This is a genomic window from Buttiauxella sp. S19-1 (assembly GCF_022134725.1).
Taxonomy (GTDB): domain Bacteria; phylum Pseudomonadota; class Gammaproteobacteria; order Enterobacterales; family Enterobacteriaceae; genus Buttiauxella; species Buttiauxella ferragutiae.
Window position 1 is genome coordinate 1 of record NZ_JAHWLU010000032.1, and the last position, 17,731, is coordinate 17,731.

16 protein-coding genes are annotated in these 17,731 nt (G+C 51.2%); 10 read left to right on the forward strand and 6 right to left on the reverse strand.

Annotation, left to right across the window (positions count from 1 at the left end; all coding sequences use genetic code 11):
* Window positions 1-114 precede the first annotated feature (114 nt).
* Window positions 115-321, reverse strand: a complete 207-nt coding sequence (locus MES37_RS09705; protein ID WP_064548626.1) for a YbfA family protein — start codon at window positions 319-321, stop codon at window positions 115-117.
* A gap of 307 nt (window positions 322-628) precedes the next feature.
* Between MES37_RS09705 and kdpF the strand changes: the two genes are divergently transcribed.
* The 6 genes from kdpF (at window position 629) to kdpE (ending at window position 8,523) form a co-directional block, all read left to right on the forward strand.
* Window positions 629-718 (forward strand): K(+)-transporting ATPase subunit F, encoded by a 90-nt coding sequence (gene kdpF, locus MES37_RS09710; protein ID WP_064548628.1) that lies wholly within the window; start codon window positions 629-631, stop codon window positions 716-718.
* A complete protein-coding gene (gene kdpA, locus MES37_RS09715) occupies window positions 718-2,406 on the forward strand; it encodes a potassium-transporting ATPase subunit KdpA (RefSeq protein ID WP_237931201.1) in 1,689 nt (562 codons plus the stop codon). Before kdpF ends, kdpA begins: the two co-directional genes overlap by 1 nt.
* 13 nt (window positions 2,407-2,419) lie before the next feature.
* Window positions 2,420-4,468 (forward strand): potassium-transporting ATPase subunit KdpB, encoded by a 2,049-nt coding sequence (gene kdpB / locus MES37_RS09720; protein ID WP_064548632.1) that lies wholly within the window; start codon window positions 2,420-2,422, stop codon window positions 4,466-4,468.
* Window positions 4,469-4,480: 12 nt separating this feature from the next.
* A complete protein-coding gene (gene kdpC, locus MES37_RS09725) occupies window positions 4,481-5,056 on the forward strand; it encodes a potassium-transporting ATPase subunit KdpC (protein WP_133522418.1) in 576 nt (191 codons plus the stop codon).
* Window positions 5,057-5,158: 102 nt separating this feature from the next.
* The gene (gene kdpD, locus MES37_RS09730) at window positions 5,159-7,849 is read left to right on the forward strand and encodes a two-component system sensor histidine kinase KdpD (RefSeq protein WP_237931206.1); all 2,691 of its coding nucleotides are present in this window, start codon (window positions 5,159-5,161) and stop codon (window positions 7,847-7,849) included.
* The gene (kdpE, locus tag MES37_RS09735) at window positions 7,846-8,523 is read left to right on the forward strand and encodes a two-component system response regulator KdpE (RefSeq protein WP_064548638.1); all 678 of its coding nucleotides are present in this window, start codon (window positions 7,846-7,848) and stop codon (window positions 8,521-8,523) included. The genes kdpD and kdpE overlap by 4 nt, the downstream gene beginning before the upstream one ends.
* A gap of 50 nt (window positions 8,524-8,573) precedes the next feature.
* Here kdpE and pgm read toward each other — a convergent pair whose 3' ends face one another.
* Both pgm and seqA read right to left on the reverse strand, forming a co-directional pair.
* Complete coding sequence (pgm, locus tag MES37_RS09740; RefSeq protein ID WP_133522416.1) at window positions 8,574-10,217, reverse strand: phosphoglucomutase (alpha-D-glucose-1,6-bisphosphate-dependent); 1,644 nt, start codon at window positions 10,215-10,217, stop codon at window positions 8,574-8,576.
* A 25-nt stretch (window positions 10,218-10,242) separates the two neighbouring features.
* On the reverse strand, window positions 10,243-10,785 hold the full coding sequence (gene seqA, locus MES37_RS09745) for a replication initiation negative regulator SeqA (RefSeq protein ID WP_064548641.1): 543 nt from the start codon (window positions 10,783-10,785) through the stop codon (window positions 10,243-10,245).
* Window positions 10,786-10,979: 194 nt separating this feature from the next.
* Here seqA and ybfF point away from each other — a divergent pair, with 194 nt between their 5' ends.
* The 4 genes from ybfF to fur all read left to right on the forward strand — a co-directional run bounded on the left by ybfF (window position 10,980) and on the right by fur (window position 13,595).
* Window positions 10,980-11,756, forward strand: a complete 777-nt coding sequence (ybfF, locus tag MES37_RS09750) for an esterase (protein WP_237931207.1) — start codon at window positions 10,980-10,982, stop codon at window positions 11,754-11,756.
* Window positions 11,757-11,891: 135 nt separating this feature from the next.
* Window positions 11,892-12,173: a LexA regulated protein gene (ybfE, locus tag MES37_RS09755; protein ID WP_121814107.1), complete on the forward strand. Its 282-nt coding sequence runs from the start codon at window positions 11,892-11,894 to the stop codon at window positions 12,171-12,173.
* Window positions 12,174-12,325: 152 nt separating this feature from the next.
* Window positions 12,326-12,856 carry a flavodoxin FldA gene (gene fldA / locus MES37_RS09760; protein WP_064517084.1) on the forward strand — a complete coding sequence of 177 codons (531 nt, stop codon included), beginning with the start codon at window positions 12,326-12,328 and terminating at the stop codon, window positions 12,854-12,856.
* A 286-nt stretch (window positions 12,857-13,142) separates the two neighbouring features.
* Window positions 13,143-13,595 carry a ferric iron uptake transcriptional regulator gene (gene fur, locus MES37_RS09765; RefSeq protein WP_064548647.1) on the forward strand — a complete coding sequence of 151 codons (453 nt, stop codon included), beginning with the start codon at window positions 13,143-13,145 and terminating at the stop codon, window positions 13,593-13,595.
* Between the two features lie 89 nt (window positions 13,596-13,684).
* Here fur and chiQ read toward each other — a convergent pair whose 3' ends face one another.
* From chiQ to glnS, 3 genes are all read right to left on the reverse strand, one after another.
* Window positions 13,685-14,014 (reverse strand): ChiQ/YbfN family lipoprotein, encoded by a 330-nt coding sequence (gene chiQ / locus MES37_RS09770; protein WP_064548649.1) that lies wholly within the window; start codon window positions 14,012-14,014, stop codon window positions 13,685-13,687.
* A gap of 47 nt (window positions 14,015-14,061) precedes the next feature.
* Entirely contained in the window at window positions 14,062-15,459 is a 1,398-nt protein-coding gene (chiP, locus tag MES37_RS09775) for a chitoporin ChiP (RefSeq protein WP_064548651.1), read from the reverse strand.
* 473 nt (window positions 15,460-15,932) lie between these two features.
* Window positions 15,933-17,600 (reverse strand): glutamine--tRNA ligase, encoded by a 1,668-nt coding sequence (gene glnS, locus MES37_RS09780; protein ID WP_064548654.1) that lies wholly within the window; start codon window positions 17,598-17,600, stop codon window positions 15,933-15,935.
* Window positions 17,601-17,731 lie beyond the last annotated feature (131 nt).

Below are 17,731 nucleotides of genomic sequence, written 5' to 3' on the forward strand. Positions count from 1 at the left end.
CTCTATAAAAAAAATGACAAACACTGTTCAATAAATATAAAAACCATCCAGCCCAAAAAAAAGCACCGCCGATTTAATCGTGCGGTGCTTTTTTTAACTATAAGCAGTTTTATCTCAGTAAAAATCAGCGGCAGCCGCTTCAGCCTGCGCCATCCAAACCGGTTTTTCACTGGTTTTAGACCAGACGCGATGCAGGTAGCTGTAGAAACGGGAACGATCTTTCCAGAACAACATGACCGGCAGAGCCAGGACGCCTGCTACAACAACAAATGTGCGACGCAGGATGACCTGATGCATTGGATAGTCTTTATATAGAGTCATAGGCTTCTCCCTTTTTTGTGACCGGCATCTAACGCCGGGAAATTGGAACTTGTTATCTGGCGAAAATAGTATCGCATTGTTTGAAAGTTTACTACTCATCCGACCACTCAATGACACTTTTTGCCATTAATTTACATTCATCGGCGTAATTAAGTTACAAAATAGTTAAATAAATACTAACCATTAGTTAATTAATGGCTTTTGTCATTTTTATACTTTTTTTACACCCCACCCCCAGACTTTTACGACATCTTTGCACCCAGAGTTTCAAAATCACTCCAATTCCTTATAGGACTGGAGGTGGATTGTGAGTGCAGGCGTAATCGCAGGTGTGGTGCTGGTGTTTTTGCTGTTGGGATATCTGATTTATGCGCTGATTAATGCGGAGGCATTCTGATGGCCGCGTCCGGATTTTTATTAATTGCCAGTTTCCTGCTGGTGCTTTTCGCGTTAGCCAAACCGTTAGGTAGTGTTTTGGCTCGCTTAATTGAAGGCGAACCGTTGCCCGTTGTCGGGAAAGTGGATTCGCTGTTCTGGAAACTTCTCGGCAGTGATGCCACCCGCGAAATGAGCTGGAAGCATTACCTGGGCGCAATTCTGGCGTTTAACGCGTTAGGTTTGCTGGCGCTTTTTGTCATTCTGATGACACAAGGCAACCTGCCGCTCAACCCGCAGCAGTTACCGGGCCTTTCCTGGCATCTGGCGCTGAATACGGCAGTGAGTTTTGTTTCCAATACCAACTGGCAGTCTTACAGCGGTGAAACCACGCTGAGCTATTTCAGCCAGATGGTCGGCCTGACGGTGCAAAACTTTTTGTCAGCCGCAACGGGGATTGCCGTAGTGTTTGCGCTGATCCGCGCTTTTTCACGCCAGAGCGCCAGCACATTAGGCAACGCGTGGGCCGATTTAACCCGCATCACGCTGTATATCTTGCTGCCGATTTCACTGTTGATTGCGCTGTTCTTTGTTGGCCAGGGAACCTTGCAGAACGTTGCCGCGTATCAGCCATTTACCTCACTTGAAGGTGTGCAGCATGTCTTGCCTATGGGCCCGGTGGCCTCGCAAGAAGCGATCAAGATGCTTGGCACCAATGGCGGTGGTTTCTTTAATGCTAATTCCTCACACCCGTTCGAGAACCCCACGGCGCTGACCAACTTTGTACAGATGCTGGCGATCTTCTTGATCCCGGCGGCACTCTGTTTTGCGTTTGGTGAAGCGGTAGGTGACCGTCGTCAGGGACGCGCCATTTTATGGGCAATGGCGGTAATTTTTGTTATCTGCGTTGTGGTGGTTATGTGGGCCGAAACCAACGGTAACCCGCATTTCATGCAGCTCGGCGCTGACAGTAATTTCAATATGGAAGGCAAAGAGAGCCGCTTTGGCATTCTGGCCAGTAGCCTGTTTTCGGTGATTACCACTGCCGCATCTTGCGGGGCGGTCAACGCCATGCACGACTCCTTCACGGCGTTAGGCGGCATGATCCCAATGTGGCTGATGCAGATTGGTGAAGTGGTGTTCGGCGGCGTCGGCTCTGGGCTGTACGGCATGTTGTTGTTCGTGTTGCTGACGGTGTTTATCGCCGGGTTGATGATTGGCCGCACGCCGGAATATCTCGGTAAAAAGATCGACCTCGCAGAGATGAAAATGACCGCGATGGCGATTCTGGTGACACCGACGCTGGTGCTGTTAGGTACCGCGCTGGCGATGATGACCGACGCAGGCCGCGCCGGCATGTTCAACCCAGGCATTCACGGTTTTAGCGAAGTGCTGTACGCGGTTTCGTCCGCAGCCAATAACAACGGCAGCGCGTTTGCCGGTTTGAGTGCTAACACCCCATTCTGGAACGTTCTTCTGGCGGTGTGCATGTGGTTCGGTCGCTTCGCGGTGATTGTGCCGGTGATGGCGATTGCCGGTTCGCTGGTCACCAAAAAATCGCAATCCGCAGGTATCGGCACCCTACCGACTCACGGCCCGCTGTTTATCGGGTTGCTGATTGGCACTGTGTTGTTAGTCGGCGCATTAACCTTTATTCCCGCCCTCGCATTAGGCCCGGTTGCGGAACACCTTTCCTTTGTGAATTTGTGATTAAGAGGCATCCATGAGTCGCAAGCAACAGGCGCTATTTGAACCATCGCTGATTCGTCAGGCGTTAATTGATTCCTTTAAAAAACTCACGCCACAGGTGCAGTGGCGTAACCCGGTGATGTTTATCGTTTGGGTCGGCAGCGTGATGACCACCGTTCTGGCGATTGCCATGTTCGCCGGGAAAGTTCAGGGCGAAGCGTCGTTTACTGCCGCCATCAGTGTCTGGTTGTGGTTTACCGTGCTGTTTGCCAACTTTGCCGAAGCGCTGGCAGAAGGCCGCAGTAAAGCGCAAGCCAACAGCCTGAAAGGGGTGAAGAAAACCAGTTGGGCGCGTAAATTGCGTGCGCCGCAACATGACGCACCGATGGACAACGTCCCTGCCGCCGACTTACGCAAAGGCGACATCGTGCTGGTTGAAGCGGGCGATATTATTCCTTGCGATGGCGAGGTGTTAGAAGGTGGTGCATCGGTGGATGAAAGCGCGATTACCGGTGAATCCGCGCCGGTTATTCGTGAGTCTGGCGGCGACTTCGCTTCGGTCACCGGTGGCACGCGCATTCTTTCCGACTGGCTGGTGATTCAGTGCAGCGTGAACCCAGGCGAAACCTTCCTCGACCGCATGATTGCGATGGTCGAAAGCGCGCAACGCCGTAAAACGCCAAACGAAATTGCACTGACGATTTTACTGGTGGCGCTGACAATCGTCTTTTTACTGGCAACTGCCACGTTGTGGCCGTTCTCGCAATATGGTGGTGTTGCGGTTAGCGTTACCGTGCTGATTGCCCTGCTGGTGTGTTTGATACCAACCACCATCGGCGGGCTGCTGTCGGCGATTGGTGTTGCCGGAATGAGCCGCATGTTAGGTGCGAATGTGATTGCCACCAGCGGGCGTGCTGTTGAAGCAGCGGGCGATGTTGACGTGCTGCTGCTGGATAAAACCGGCACCATCACGCTGGGTAACCGCCAGGCTTCTGATTTCCTGCCTGCACCAGGCATAGATGAAAAAACGCTGGCAGATGCCGCGCAGCTTTCGTCACTGGCTGACGAAACACCTGAAGGCCGCAGTATTGTGGTGCTGGCAAAACAGCGCTTTAACCTGCGCGAACGCGATGTGCAAAACCTGCATGCCACCTTTGTGCCGTTTACCGCACAAACCCGCATGAGTGGGATCAACATTCAGGATCGCATGATTCGCAAAGGTTCGGTGGACGCCATTCGTCGCCACGTTGAAGCCAACGGCGGCCACTTCCCGCCGCAGGTGGATACGCTGGTGGAAGGCGTTGCCCGCACCGGCGGTACACCGCTGGTGGTGGCGGAAGGTGCGAACGTGCTCGGTGTGATTGCGCTGAAAGACATCGTCAAAGGCGGCATTAAAGAGCGTTTTGCGCAGTTACGCCAGATGGGCATCAAAACCGTGATGATTACCGGTGATAACCGTCTGACCGCCGCCGCCATTGCCGCCGAAGCAGGGGTTGATGATTTTCTTTCCGAAGCGACACCGGAAGCCAAACTGGCGTTGATTCGCCAGTATCAGGCTGAAGGCCGTTTAGTAGCAATGACCGGTGATGGCACCAACGATGCGCCCGCGCTGGCGCAAGCGGATGTGGCGGTGGCCATGAACTCGGGTACCCAGGCAGCAAAAGAAGCGGGCAACATGGTGGATTTAGACTCCAACCCCACCAAATTGATTGAAGTGGTACACATCGGTAAACAGATGCTGATGACCCGTGGTTCGCTGACCACCTTCAGTATTGCCAACGACGTGGCGAAATACTTCGCGATTATTCCTGCGGCGTTTGCCGCCACTTATCCGCAGCTCAACGCGCTGAACGTGATGCACCTGCACTCCCCGGCTTCGGCGATTTTGAGCGCGGTGATTTTTAACGCATTGATCATCATCTTCCTGATTCCACTGGCCTTGCGCGGGGTGAGCTACAAACCGCTGAGTGCCGCAGCCATGTTGCGTCGCAATCTGTGGATTTACGGTCTGGGCGGTTTAATTGTGCCGTTTATTGGCATCAAGATTATCGATGTGCTGCTGACCGTTTGTGGCCTGGTTTAAGAGGAAAAACAAATGACTACCTTACGTCCCGCTATACTATTACTGATTTTATTGACCCTGGTTACCGGTGGACTTTACCCGTTACTGACCACGCTGCTCGCTCAATGGTGGTTCCCGACGCAAGCCAACGGGTCGTTGATTATTGATACTCAAGTGGTGCGAGGCTCAAGCCTGATTGGGCAAAACTTTACCCAGGCGAAGTATTTACAAGGCCGCCCTTCTGCTACGGCAGAAACGCCATATAATCCAATGGCCTCTGGTGGCAGTAATCTGGCAGGCAGTAATCCTGAGCTAGATAAGCAAGTTACCGAGCGTGTGGCAGCGTTACGTGCGGCAAATCCGCAGGCAAACCCAGCGGTTCCGGTTGAATTGGTGACGGCTTCAGCGAGTGGTCTGGACGGGCAGATTTCGCCGCAGGCGGCGGCCTGGCAGATCCCGCGTATCGCCAAAGCGCGCAATTTGCCGGTTGAACAAGTTGAGCGTTTGATTGCCGAGAACACCACGCAGCCATTGGTCGGTTTTATCGGTAAACCGGTGGTGAATGTGTTGTTGGTTAACGTGGCACTGGATGCCCTTCAAACTCCATAAGATAAAACTGTCGGATGACGCTGGCGCTTATCCGACCTACGAATTACGGCCGTTGTAGGGTGGATAAGCGCAGCGTCATCCACCAAAAAATAAGGAGCTGTTATGACGCAGGAACCGCTGCGCCCTAATCCAGATAAGTTACTGGAGCAGGTCAATCGCAAACCTCGCGGTAAGCTGAAAATATTCTTCGGTGCTTGTGCGGGCGTGGGGAAAACCTACGCCATGCTTCAGGAAGCGCAGCGGCTGCGGGGGCAAGGACTGGATATTCTGATTGGCGTGGTGGAAACCCACGGTCGTAAAGAGACCGCCGCCTTGCTCGACAGGCTCGATATCCTGCCAGCAAAACGGATACACCACCGTGGGCGATGGGTTCAGGAGTTTGACCTTGACGCCGCACTCGCCCGTAATCCTGCGTTGATTCTGATGGACGAACTGGCTCACAGCAACGCGCCCGGCTCGCGCCACCCTAAACGCTGGCAAGACGTAGAAGAGTTACTGGACGCCGGGATCGACGTTTTTACTACCGTCAACGTGCAGCATTTAGAAAGCCTGAACGACATCGTCGGCGGAGTGACCGGAATCCAGGTGCGCGAAACGGTACCCGACCCTATCTTTGATGCCGCCGATGAAATCGTGCTGGTCGATTTACCGCCTGACGATTTACGCCAGCGTCTGCATGAAGGCAAGGTATACATCTCCGGCCAGGCTGAACGCGCCATCGAACACTTTTTCCGTAAGGGGAATTTGATTGCCCTGCGCGAACTGGCGTTACGCCGCACCGCCGATCGCGTTGACGACCAAATGCGCGCCTGGCGGGATAATCAAGGCGAAGAAAAAGTCTGGCACACGCGCGATGCGATTTTGCTGTGTATCGGGCACAGTTCCGGTAATGAAAAACTGGTGCGCACCGCGGCAAGACTGGCGGCGAAATTAGGCAGCATTTGGCATGCGGTTTATGTCGAGACGCCACAGCTTCACCGTTTACCTGAACATCAACGACGCGCTATTTTGGCTTCATTACGCTTAGCGCAAGAACTGGGTGCGGAAACCACCACCACGCTTGCCGATCCCGCCGAAGACAAAGCTATTTTGCGTTACGCCCGGGAGCATAATCTCGGGAAAATAATTATTGGCCGACGCAAGACCCGCCGTTGGTGGAGCCGTGAATCTTTCGCCGATAAACTCGCTCGACGCGCACCCGACCTCGATTTAGTGATTGTCGCGCTGGATAACAAACCTTTTGTCGCCTCTCCTACCACGCAAGATATGCGCAACTTTAGCGAAAAATGGCGTATGCAGTTGCGAGGCTGTGGCGTGGCAGTTGGGCTTTGCGCCATCACTACCTTTATCGCCAATCAATGGTTGATGGGTTTTGATGCCGCCAACCTGGTGATGCTGTATCTGCTAGGCGTGGTCGTTGTGGCGCTGTTTTACGGGCGCTGGCCTTCAGTGCTGGCGACAGTGATAAGTGTACTGAGTTTCGATTTATTCTTTATTGCGCCGCACGGCACGCTGGCAGTTTCCGATATTCAATACTTGTTAACCTTCGCGGTGATGCTCACCGTTGGTCTGGTTATCGGCAATCTCACCGCTGGGGTGCGCTATCAGGCGCGGATTGCCCGTTATCGCGAACAACGCACACGCTACCTGTATGAGATGTCGAAGGCCCTCGCCGCCGAGCGCACGCCACAGGATATTGCCGCCACCAGCGAACTGTTTATCAATAACAGTTTTCATGCCCGCGCCCAGTTATTACTCCCCAATGAAAATGGTGTGCTGGAACGAGCCAATGCAAAGGGTGAACCGCACAACTGGGATGAAGCCATCGCTCGCTGGAGTTTTGATAAAGGCCAGCCTGCCGGCGCTGGTACCGATACGTTACCGGGTGTGCCGTATCAAATTTTGCCGCTGAAAACGTCGGAAAGAACCCTCGGGTTATTGATTGTCGAGCCGAGTAATTTGCGTCAGTTGATGATCCCGGAACAACAACGCCTGCTGGAAACGTTCACGTTACTGGCGGCCACGGCACTGGATCGCTTATTGCTGACCGCCAGTGAAGAGCAAGCCAGGATTTCCAGCGAACGCGAGCAAGTGCGTAATTCGTTGCTGGCTGCGTTGTCTCACGATTTGCGTACTCCGTTGACGGTGCTGTTCGGCCAGGCAGAAATACTGACGCTGGATTTGGCCTCTGAAGGCTCGAAACACGCCCCGCAAGCCAACGACATTCGCCAGCATGTGCTGAATACCACGCGTCTGGTGAACAATTTATTGGATATGGCGCGCATTCAGTCTGGCGGATTTAATCTGCGCAAAGAGTGGTTAACGCTTGAGGAAGTGGTCGGTAGCGCGTTGAAGATGCTGGAACTGAGTTTAGGCGGTCGGCATATTCTGCTTTCGTTACCTGACCCGTTAATGCTTATCCATGTTGATGGCCCGCTGTTTGAACGCGTGCTGATAAATCTGCTGGAGAACGCGGTGAAGTACGCCGGGTACCACGCCAATATAGGTATTCGCGCTCAGGCCGAGGCTTCCCAACTGGATCTTGAGGTCTGGGACAGCGGTCCAGGTATCCCTGCTGGCAAAGAACAGCTAATCTTTGATAAGTTTTCCCGTGGTAACAAAGAGTCCGCCATCCCCGGTGTCGGTTTAGGGCTAGCGATTTGCCAGGCGATTGTTGAAGTGCACGATGGAAAAATTTATGCCGAAAATCGCCCGGAGGGAGGGGCGAGTTTTCATGTTATTTTACCGCTTCCCCCACCGCCTGAACTGGCTGAGATGAACGAGGCTTTGTGATATCAGTTCTGATTATTGAAGACGAAAAAGAGATCCGCCGTTTTCTGCGCACCGCGCTGGAAGCAGAATCGCTACGCGTTCATGAAGCCGAAACATTGCAGCGTGGTTTGCTGGAAGCCGCCACGCGCAAGCCTGATTTAGTGATTCTTGATCTCGGTTTACCCGATGGCGACGGTCTGGATTTTATCCGCGATTTCCGCCAGTGGAGCCAGACGCCGATTGTAGTGCTGTCTGCTCGCAGCGATGAACAAGTGAAAATAGATGCGCTAGACGCGGGCGCGGATGATTATCTCAGCAAACCGTTTGGTATTGGCGAGCTGCAAGCACGTTTGCGAGTAGTATTGCGCCGCCATGCCAGTGTGGCACAGCCCGATCCGGTTTATCAGTTTTCAGGCATTAGTGTGGACCTTGCTACCCGCCGTATTACGCGGGATGGCGCTGAAATCCATCTCACACCGATTGAGTTTCGTTTGCTCGCCACGCTGCTCAATAACCACGGTAAGGTGCTGACTCAGCGCCAGTTGCTCAATCAGGTTTGGGGGCCGAATGCCGTGGAGCATAGCCATTATTTGCGGATTTATATGGGACATTTGCGCCAGAAGCTGGAAAGCGATCCCGCGCGTCCGGCGCATTTGCTGACCGAAACCGGGATTGGCTATCGGTTTATGCTGTAGTTCCGGCAGACAAAAAAGGCGCCTTGCGGCGCCTTTTCCAATTCAACATCTTACTTCGCGTTTTTCAGCACTTCGCTGACAATCTCTACCGCTTCTTTCTCAATTTGCAGACGGTGTTCTGCACCTAAGAAACTTTCACAGTAAATTTTGTACGCATCTTCAGTACCCGAAGGGCGTGCCGCAAACCAGCCGTTGTCGGTCATCACTTTCAGGCCGCCGATAGAAGCGCCGTTGCCAGGGGCCGCCGTTAAACGTGCGGTGATCGGGTCACCTGCCAGGGTGCTGGCGCTGACCATTTCCGGAGAAAGTTTGGATAATGCCGCTTTCTGCGCAGTTGTCGCGGAGGCTTGCAGACGGTTGTAGCTTGGCGCGCCGAAACGGGCAGCCAGTTCGTCATAATGCTGTTGCGGGTTCTTACCGGTGACGGCGGTTATTTCTGCCGCCAGCAGACACATGATGATGCCGTCTTTGTCGGTAGACCACGGTGTGCCATCAAAGCGCAGGAACGATGCCCCGGCACTCTCTTCGCCACCAAAACCAAAGCTGCCGTCGAACAGGCCATCAACAAACCATTTGAAACCCACTGGCACTTCAACCAGTTTACGGCCCAGGTCGTTAACCACGCGGTCAATCATCGCGGATGACACCAGAGTTTTACCGACGGCCACATCTTTACCCCACTGCGGGCGATGCTGGAACAGGTAGTTAATCGCAACCGCCAGATAATGGTTTGGGTTCATCAGCCCTGCTGGCGTGACGATACCGTGGCGGTCGTAATCCGGGTCATTGGCGAAGGCCAGATCGAATTTGTCACGCAACGCCAGCAAACCTTCCATCGCACACTCGGACGAGCAATCCATACGGATAGCGCCGTCTTTATCGAGGTGCATAAAGCGGAAGGTTTGATCGACGTGATCGTTAACAATCGTCAGATCCAGGTTGTAGTGTTTGGCGATGCGCTGCCAGTATTCGATACCGGATCCACCGAGCGGATCAACGCCCAGTTTCAGACCCGATTTCTGGATGGCGGCCATATCAACGATATCCACCAGCCCTTCGATAAACGGCTGCACCAGATCTTGTTCTTGTACGTGACCGCTTGCCCAGGCTCTCTCCAGAGAGATGCGTTTTACATCTTTCAGATCCGCCGCCAAAAGCGCGTTGGCACGATCTTCAACCACCTTGGTGACGTTGGTATCAGCCGGGCCACCATTAGGCGGATTGTATTTGATACCACCGTCTTCCGGTGGGTTGTGCGAAGGCGTAATGACGATGCCGTCAGCCTGCGCACCAGCGTTTTTGTTATGCGTCAGAATGGCATGTGAAATGGCAGGCGTTGGCGTGTAGCCGTTTGCCTGCTGCACAATGACATCCACACCGTTTGCAGCCAGCACTTCCAGCACGGAAATAAACGCAGGTTCAGATAGCGCGTGGGTATCTTTACCCACGTAGCACGGCCCGGTAATGCCATTTTTTGCACGATCTTCAGCAATCGCCTGAGCAATCGCCAGAATGTGAGGTTCGTTGAAACTATGACGTGCCGCACTACCACGATGGCCGGAGGTACCGAATTTCACCGCGTGTTCGCTATTCCCCACTTCAGGCTTCAGCACGTAATACTGGGCCGTCAGTTGGGCTACGTTAATCAAATCGCTCTGTTGTGCCGGTTGTCCTGCACGAGGGTGGTTAGCCATTGGCCTTTCCTTCTGACGCGAGGTGTTAGATTGTGCCGCAAACCTTTTCAATCAATTCCGCAGGGAACTGCATTGATTGCATGATGTGTTCAATCATGCTGCATTTACGACCCGTATTGGTGTTAGTGATAACCCAGTATGGCGTGCCCGGAACATGCTTTGGTTTGGTCTGGTTGCCATTTTGCAGCAGCGTTTGCTCGTTACCTGCAAAATAGACGCGCGTCCGGCCATGCAGCGACTCGGTCGCTTCACCAAAAGCATGTGCGTCGAGGGTATACAGAGTAGAAAGCACCATCATGAAACGATTGACGGCTTTCTTTTGCTCGGCATATTCATCTGACAACAGTAATTCACGAACCGCACGTACGCGATCGCGAGCTTTGTTTACGGGTTTGGCTTCCGGAGCAGCAGCTGCTGCCGTCTGGCCGGTAGTTACTGGTGTAGCAGGAGATTGACCGGCGGTAAATTTCAACATGCGCCGTAAAATATCGGACGCGCTTTCACCAATGTGCTGCGTGTGGCTGGCAATATAGCGATAGAGCTCGTCATCAACTTCAATTGTTTTCATCTTAATCCGGTGCGGTATCTTTTCTGAATTCAAGTTGTTGGGATTATATGTACATATTCGCACAAATCCCAACCTCGGGTAGCGCCAAACTTATGTCACACCACAAAGTCAGACTAAACTGGAAATTTGCGGCACTGCGGCAGGATGCCGTTATGATACCCTAACCTCACGAAGTAAAAAAAAAGAACTTTGCCATGAAATTGAATGCTCGCCTGCAAACTGCGCAACAATCGACTAGTAATTCCCCCATCGTCCTAATCCACGGCCTTTTTGGTAGCCTTGATAACCTGGGCGTGTTGGCCCGCGACCTCGGGCAAAATCATACGTTGCTGCAAATCGATCTGCGCAACCATGGTTTATCGCCCCGTAGCTCTGAAATGAACTATGCCGCGATGGCGCAGGATGTGGTTGAAACGCTCGAAGAATATGGCTTTGAAAAAGCAATCATTATCGGCCATTCCATGGGCGGTAAAGTTGCGATGGCTCTGACAGCTATTGCAGCTGAGCGCATTGATAAACTGGTGCTGATTGACATTGCACCGGTGGATTATCAGGTACGCCGTCACGATGAAATTTTCGCGGCTATTAATGCAGTCAGTAGTAGTGGAGCGAAAACACGTCAACAAGCCGCTATGGTGATGCGTGAGCATCTGAACGAAGAAGGTGTGATTCAATTCTTGCTGAAGTCATTTGCTGACGGCGAGTGGAAGTTTAATGTTCCGGTATTGTGGGAACAGTACGAGAATATTGTCGGCTGGCAAGCTATCCCAACCTGGAATGAACCGGCACTGTTTATCCGTGGTGGTGCATCGCCTTATGTTGACGAATCACACCGCGAAACGCTGCTTGCGCAATTCCCTCAGGCGCGCGCTCATGTGGTTGCCGGTGCCGGACACTGGGTTCACGCCGAAAAACCTGATGCTGTTTTGCGCGCAATCCACCGTTTTATCGACGCAAGTACAGCAAACTGATTAAAAACAAACCGACTAGCTGTTAGATGCAGCTAACGCGTTGGCGCGCAAGCCATGCTGATGTATGATTGCGCGCTAAAATGCGCCAGAGCACCCCGCTCCGTGCCACCTGAATTCCCTGTCAGTAGTCTAATCATGGCAAAAGAACAAACGGACCGTACTACATTAGATCTGTTCGCGGACGAGCGTCGCCCCGGGCGGCCAAAAACTAATCCGCTGACGCGTGATGAGCAACTGCGTATCAACAAACGCAACCAGCTCAAGCGCGATAAAGTACGCGGCCTGAAGCGAGTGGAACTGAAGCTCAATAACGATGCAGTAGATGCACTAAATCATCTGGCTGAAGCGCGCAATATCAGTCGTAGTGAGTTGATTGAAGAGATTCTGCTCGCGCAACTGAAGCAGCATCTCAGTTAGTTGAAAGGCTATATGCCCGGAATACGATGTTGCAGTCTGTGCACAACAGGCTGATAGCAGTTTCCGCACCGCAATGTGTTCTGCTATGATTGCCCTATCTGTGGCCAATTAGCAGCCACCATACCATTAAGTATCAAGAGGTTATTTTACTCATGGCAATCGTAGGCATTTTTTTCGGCAGCGACACTGGTAACACCGAAAATATCGCGAAGATGATTCAAAAACAGCTCGGTAAAGACGTTGCTGAGGTGCATGACATTGCTAAGAGCAGCAAAGAAGACCTGGAAGGCTTCGACATTCTGCTTCTCGGCATTCCAACGTGGTATTACGGTGAAGCGCAATGCGACTGGGATGACTTCTTCCCGACTCTGGAAGAAGTTGATTTCAATGGCAAACTGGTCGCCCTGTTCGGCTGTGGTGACCAGGAAGACTATGCAGAATACTTCTGTGACGCATTGGGCACTATCCGTGACATCATTGAGCCACGCGGTGCTGCAATTGTGGGCCACTGGCCGACTGCGGGTTACCATTTCGAAGCCTCTAAAGGCCTTGCAGACGACGATCACTTTGTCGGTCTGGCTATCGATGAAGATCGTCAACCAGAACTGACTGCTGAACGCGTTCAGAAATGGGTCAAACAAGTTTCTGACGAGCTGAACCTGGCAGATATCATCAACGCCTGATTCTGGATGTGACGCAGCTTTTAAACGGGTTGCGTCACATTGATAGATTATTCCGATTAAAATAATCGCTACAAATTTTTAACTTTTCGGTTTGTCCCTGTACAATGACCCCCTGGCTAAATAGCTAACAAGGCAATTAAATCGCGACTCAGCCGCCATTTTTTAGCTTGATTATGAATAATACTTGCGGTTTCCATTTAGAATCTGCAGTTCTATAATGAGACGCATTCATCTTAACGCTCACCCTGAGTCCGAGCGATCCGTTAAGCAACAGGACAATTTCCGCATGACTGACAATAATACCGCATTGAAGAAGGCCGGCCTGAAAGTCACGCTTCCGCGATTAAAAATCCTTGAAGTGCTACAGGGTCCGGTGAACCATCATGTCAGTGCGGAAGACTTATACAAACGTCTGATTGATATGGGCGAAGAAATTGGTCTCGCCACAGTTTATCGTGTACTAAACCAGTTTGATGATGCAGGCATTGTCACTCGTCACAACTTCGAAGGCGGCAAATCCGTATTCGAGTTAACTCAACAACATCACCACGACCACCTGATTTGCCTGGACTGCGGCAAAGTTATTGAGTTCAGTGATGATTCAATTGAATCTCGTCAGCGTGAAATCGCATCACGCCATGGCATCCGTCTGACCAACCACAGCCTGTACCTTTACGGTCACTGCGCTGAAGGTGATTGCCGTACCGACGAGAATGCACACGAAATCAGCGAAAAGTAATCCGCATATCTGACATTCTGAACCAGATGTCAGGTATAAAAAAACCGGTGAGGAAGCTCACCGGTTTTTTTATTGCAGGAATTCACAGATTACTTGTTGTTCGCACGAATCTCTTGCCAGATTTTATCGCACTTGGCTTTTACCGCCTGGTCGTTACCAGTACGAGTGGCCTGAATACAGTTTTGATAATCCAGGGTGCGCACCGTTTCTTTCTTCGCAAATTCCTGGTGTTCCTTTTCCTGACCCAGCACGTTTAACACGCTCTGACAGGCCTGAATTTTATCAGGATTCCCTTCTGCGGTATTGATACAGGCGCTATAGGCTTGTTTCAGTTTTGTATCTTCCGGTGCCGTTTTAGAGGGTTGTGCGCAGGCGCTCAAACCTAAAGCCATGACCGTAACCAAAATGATTTTTTTCATGCTCGATATCCTTTATAAAACCGGGCGCTTTCACGCCCGGTATCGAATCAGAAGATGGTGAACGGTGCGATGACGATGAATTTCACGTCACGCTCATCCTGGAAGATGTTGCCGTAACCACCGCCCCAGCTTGGGATGTCGGAGTGGTTGTCGTATTGAGTGAAGTGCAGTTTGAACAGAGTGCCTTTCGCGCGCCCATCCTGAATGGTGTACAACGCATCAAGGCTGTACGCCGATTCTTTCAGGCGATTGTCAGCATCGTAGTAACCGTCAGTGGTTGGTTTAGAGCTTGGTTTTGCATCCCATGCGTAAACATACGAAGCACCTACAGCCCAACCAGCCAGATCCCAATTGCTCAGGTCATACATGGCACCCGCGAAGATGGCTTTTTCACCATTGGCGTTGAAGTCAGAACGGTTATCCCACCAGATATCCAGACGACCGTTTGACGATGCGTAAGTTGGGGTCATACGTTGCAGGAAGTAGCCCTGCTGGCCATCAGCCTTGACCATGGTACCTTCGAGGCGCAGGTCAACCTGGCCCACTTTGTAGCCGAATGTCAGAGCCTGCAACCATGCGGTGCCGTCATACAGATCGTTAACGCTGCCATCAGAGACTTTGTCACGCGAACCGTAGAACTGGTAGCTGGTAGACAATGGGCTGCCAGCTACATCAAATTTGTAGCTTGCTTTAGTGAAGTATTGGTCGATATACCCTTCTGCCTGACCGAATGCCGCTTCAAGAATCAGATCATTTTTGAAGTCATACTTCGCGCCCAGCGAGTGCAGATACTCAACTTTGGTGTTCTTATCGTTCTGATAGAACTTGTCCATCTCCAGGTGCCACGGAGCTTTATACTCATTGGTCCACATGTAGGAGAAGCTCAGAGCACCGGCATCGGCATAATCAAAGTTTGCCCCGGCTTCAGCGCCCTGGTAAGTACCAGGCATGAAACTCCAGTGTGGTGCTAATAAAGATTGCCCTGTTGGCTGGATGTAACCCGCACGGGCCCAAACCGGGCCGTATTTGAATTTAGCTGCGGCTTTATAAAGGCTTATACCGCTCTTATCGCCGGAATAATCTTCATCGTAAGCTTTGTTTGAAGAGGAAAATGCGATTTCGTTCGGGTGGCCGCTGTCGCCATTTTCTGCCATTTCGATAGCAGTAAAGGCGGCGATATCCAGACCAAACATGTCAGCAGCATAACCGGACTGGAAGTCCAGATTGGCGTTCCAGGTAGCGTGAGAAAGGTTAGTTTCATATTTATCTGTCGTAACATCTTTACGGTCACGTTCACGCTGCCAGTAATAAACACCACCGGTCAGTGTTGAATCATCAAAAAAACCTGCTGCACTTGCCTGAGGGATAACAACCAGTCCAGAAAGAGCCGTGACGCCTGCAATAGCAAGGGCCAGCGCACTACGTTTGCCACTAAACGTACGCATATAAAATTCCTCTTTGACGTATAAATAATCGCCGGACGTTAAAAGACGTCAGATAGCGAAAAAAGTAAAAATGCCTAACGGCTAAAGCGGTTATAAATATTTTCCCGCATTTACTGCTCCCCATAAGACTATTTTTCGCGACGCGAATTATCAACGACTTTGTAAGAGTTCATTCCGATATTATGACAGAGAGCACATAATTCATGAGTATTTGTAACAAAAATCAACTGTGGAATTTTATGTTTATAAATCAACAAATATTGATATAAACCACCATATGAGAGCGCTCACATGATAAAAGAAAGGATTTATTATGTTCCGAGATTGACCAGCCAGAGAATTCCCAGGGAAATATAAATAACATTAATTCGCATCGCGAATGTAAGTAAATATTTAATCCTGTGATTATTAAGCAAAAAAAAACGCCGCGATTTGCGGCGTCTTTGTTACATATTGACTGCGTGTATAACTAATTACTCGCCTATTTTGGCCCAGGTATCACGCAAACCAACGGTGCGGTTAAACACCAGTTTTTCCGCAGTTGCCAGACGGCTATCAAGGCAGAAATAACCTTCACGCTCGAACTGATACGCTTTGCCTTTCTCAGCATTTTGCAGGCTTGGTTCGACGAAACCTTGCTTAATCACCAGAGACTCTGGGTTGATCGTTGCCAGGAAATCTTCCGCCGCACCTGGGTTAGCCACGCTGAACAGACGGTCGTAAAGGCGAATTTCAACTGGCAAGGCGTGTTCAGCACTTACCCAATGAATAACGCCTTTTACTTTACGGCCATCAGCCGGGTCTTTGCTTAATGTGTCCGGATCGTAGGAACAATGCAGCACGGTGATATTCCCGGCTTCATCTTTCTCAACACGATCGGCTTTAATCACATAAGCATTACGCAGGCGGACTTCTTTGCCCAACACCAGACGCTTGTACTGCTTATTCGCTTCTTCGCGGAAGTCAGCACGATCGATGTAGATCTCACGGCTGAACGGCACCTGGCGGCTACCCATCTCTGGCTTGTTCGGATGGTTTGGCATGGTGACCATTTCCACTTCGCCCTGCGGGAAGTTTTCAATAATCACTTTCACCGGATCGAGCACTGCCATCGCGCGCGGGGCGTTTTCGTTCAGGTCATCACGAATACATGATTCCAAAGCAGCCATTTCAACGGTGTTGTCTTGTTTGGTCACGCCAATACGCTTACAGAACTCACGAATAGAACCGGCAGTGTAACCACGACGACGCAGGCCAGAAATGGTTGGCATACGTGGGTCATCCCACCCTTCCACTACTTTCTCAGTCACCAGCAGGTTCAGCTTACGCTTAGACATGATGGAGTATTCGAGGTTCAGGCGAGAGAACTCGTACTGACGCGGGTGCACAGGAATAGTGATGTTATCCAGCACCCAATCGTACAGACGACGGTTGTCCTGGAACTCCAGCGTACATAAAGAGTGAGTAATACCTTCCAGCGCATCGGAAATGCAGTGCGTGAAGTCGTACATCGGATAGATGCACCACTTGGTACCAGTCTGATGGTGTTCAGCAAATTTGATGCGATAAATAACCGGATCGCGCATCACGATAAATGGTGATGCCATGTCAATTTTGGCACGCAGGCACGCAGTGCCTTCAGCAAATTCACCGTTACGCATTTTCTCGAACAGCGCGAGGTTTTCCTCGACGCTACGATCGCGGTATGGGCTATTTTTCCCAGGTGCGGTCAATGAGCCGCGATATTCACGGATCTGCTCTGGAGTCAGTTCGTCAACATACGCCAGACCTTTATTGACAAGCTCTACAGCATAGTTGAACAACTGATCGAAATAATCGGAGGAGTAGCGCACATTGCCTGACCAGTGAAAACCAAGCCATTCAACATCGTGCTTAATTGAATCTACGAATTCGATGTCTTCTTTTGCTGGGTTAGTGTCATCGAAACGCAGGTTGCACTGCCCTTGATAATCTTGTGCGATACCAAAGTTCAGGCAGATGGATTTTGCATGGCCGATATGCAGATAGCCATTTGGCTCTGGCGGAAAACGGGTGCAAATGCTGGTGTGCTTACCATTAGCCAAATCTTCATCAATAATCTGGCGAATAAAGTTAGTTGGGCGGGCTTCTGCCTCACTCATCGCGGGTTCCTCTGTGCAAAAACTTCAGTTATCGGCACATGATCTTATAAGCAAGCGTCGGAAACAACCTTTTGTTGAATAAATAAGGGGATCGGGAAGGGTCAAGCTGAGGCAATAAAAAAGCGGCTGGA

Excerpts from the sequence above, each read along its gene's own strand:
- MES37_RS09705 (WP_064548626.1), bottom strand. The coding sequence starts at position 321 with ATGACTCTATATAAAGACTATCCAATGCATCAGGTCATCCTGCGTCGC.
- kdpA (WP_237931201.1), top strand. The coding sequence starts at position 718 with ATGGCCGCGTCCGGATTTTTATTAATTGCCAGTTTCCTGCTGGTGCTT.
- kdpB (WP_064548632.1), top strand. The coding sequence starts at position 2,420 with ATGAGTCGCAAGCAACAGGCGCTATTTGAACCATCGCTGATTCGTCAG.
- kdpC (WP_133522418.1), top strand. The coding sequence starts at position 4,481 with ATGACTACCTTACGTCCCGCTATACTATTACTGATTTTATTGACCCTG.
- kdpD (WP_237931206.1), top strand. The coding sequence starts at position 5,159 with ATGACGCAGGAACCGCTGCGCCCTAATCCAGATAAGTTACTGGAGCAG.
- pgm (WP_133522416.1), bottom strand. The coding sequence starts at position 10,217 with ATGGCTAACCACCCTCGTGCAGGACAACCGGCACAACAGAGCGATTTG.
- seqA (WP_064548641.1), bottom strand. The coding sequence starts at position 10,785 with ATGAAAACAATTGAAGTTGATGACGAGCTCTATCGCTATATTGCCAGC.
- ybfF (WP_237931207.1), top strand. The coding sequence starts at position 10,980 with ATGAAATTGAATGCTCGCCTGCAAACTGCGCAACAATCGACTAGTAAT.
- ybfE (WP_121814107.1), top strand. The coding sequence starts at position 11,892 with ATGGCAAAAGAACAAACGGACCGTACTACATTAGATCTGTTCGCGGAC.
- fldA (WP_064517084.1), top strand. The coding sequence starts at position 12,326 with ATGGCAATCGTAGGCATTTTTTTCGGCAGCGACACTGGTAACACCGAA.
- fur (WP_064548647.1), top strand. The coding sequence starts at position 13,143 with ATGACTGACAATAATACCGCATTGAAGAAGGCCGGCCTGAAAGTCACG.
- chiQ (WP_064548649.1), bottom strand. The coding sequence starts at position 14,014 with ATGAAAAAAATCATTTTGGTTACGGTCATGGCTTTAGGTTTGAGCGCC.
- chiP (WP_064548651.1), bottom strand. The coding sequence starts at position 15,459 with ATGCGTACGTTTAGTGGCAAACGTAGTGCGCTGGCCCTTGCTATTGCA.
- glnS (WP_064548654.1), bottom strand. The coding sequence starts at position 17,600 with ATGAGTGAGGCAGAAGCCCGCCCAACTAACTTTATTCGCCAGATTATT.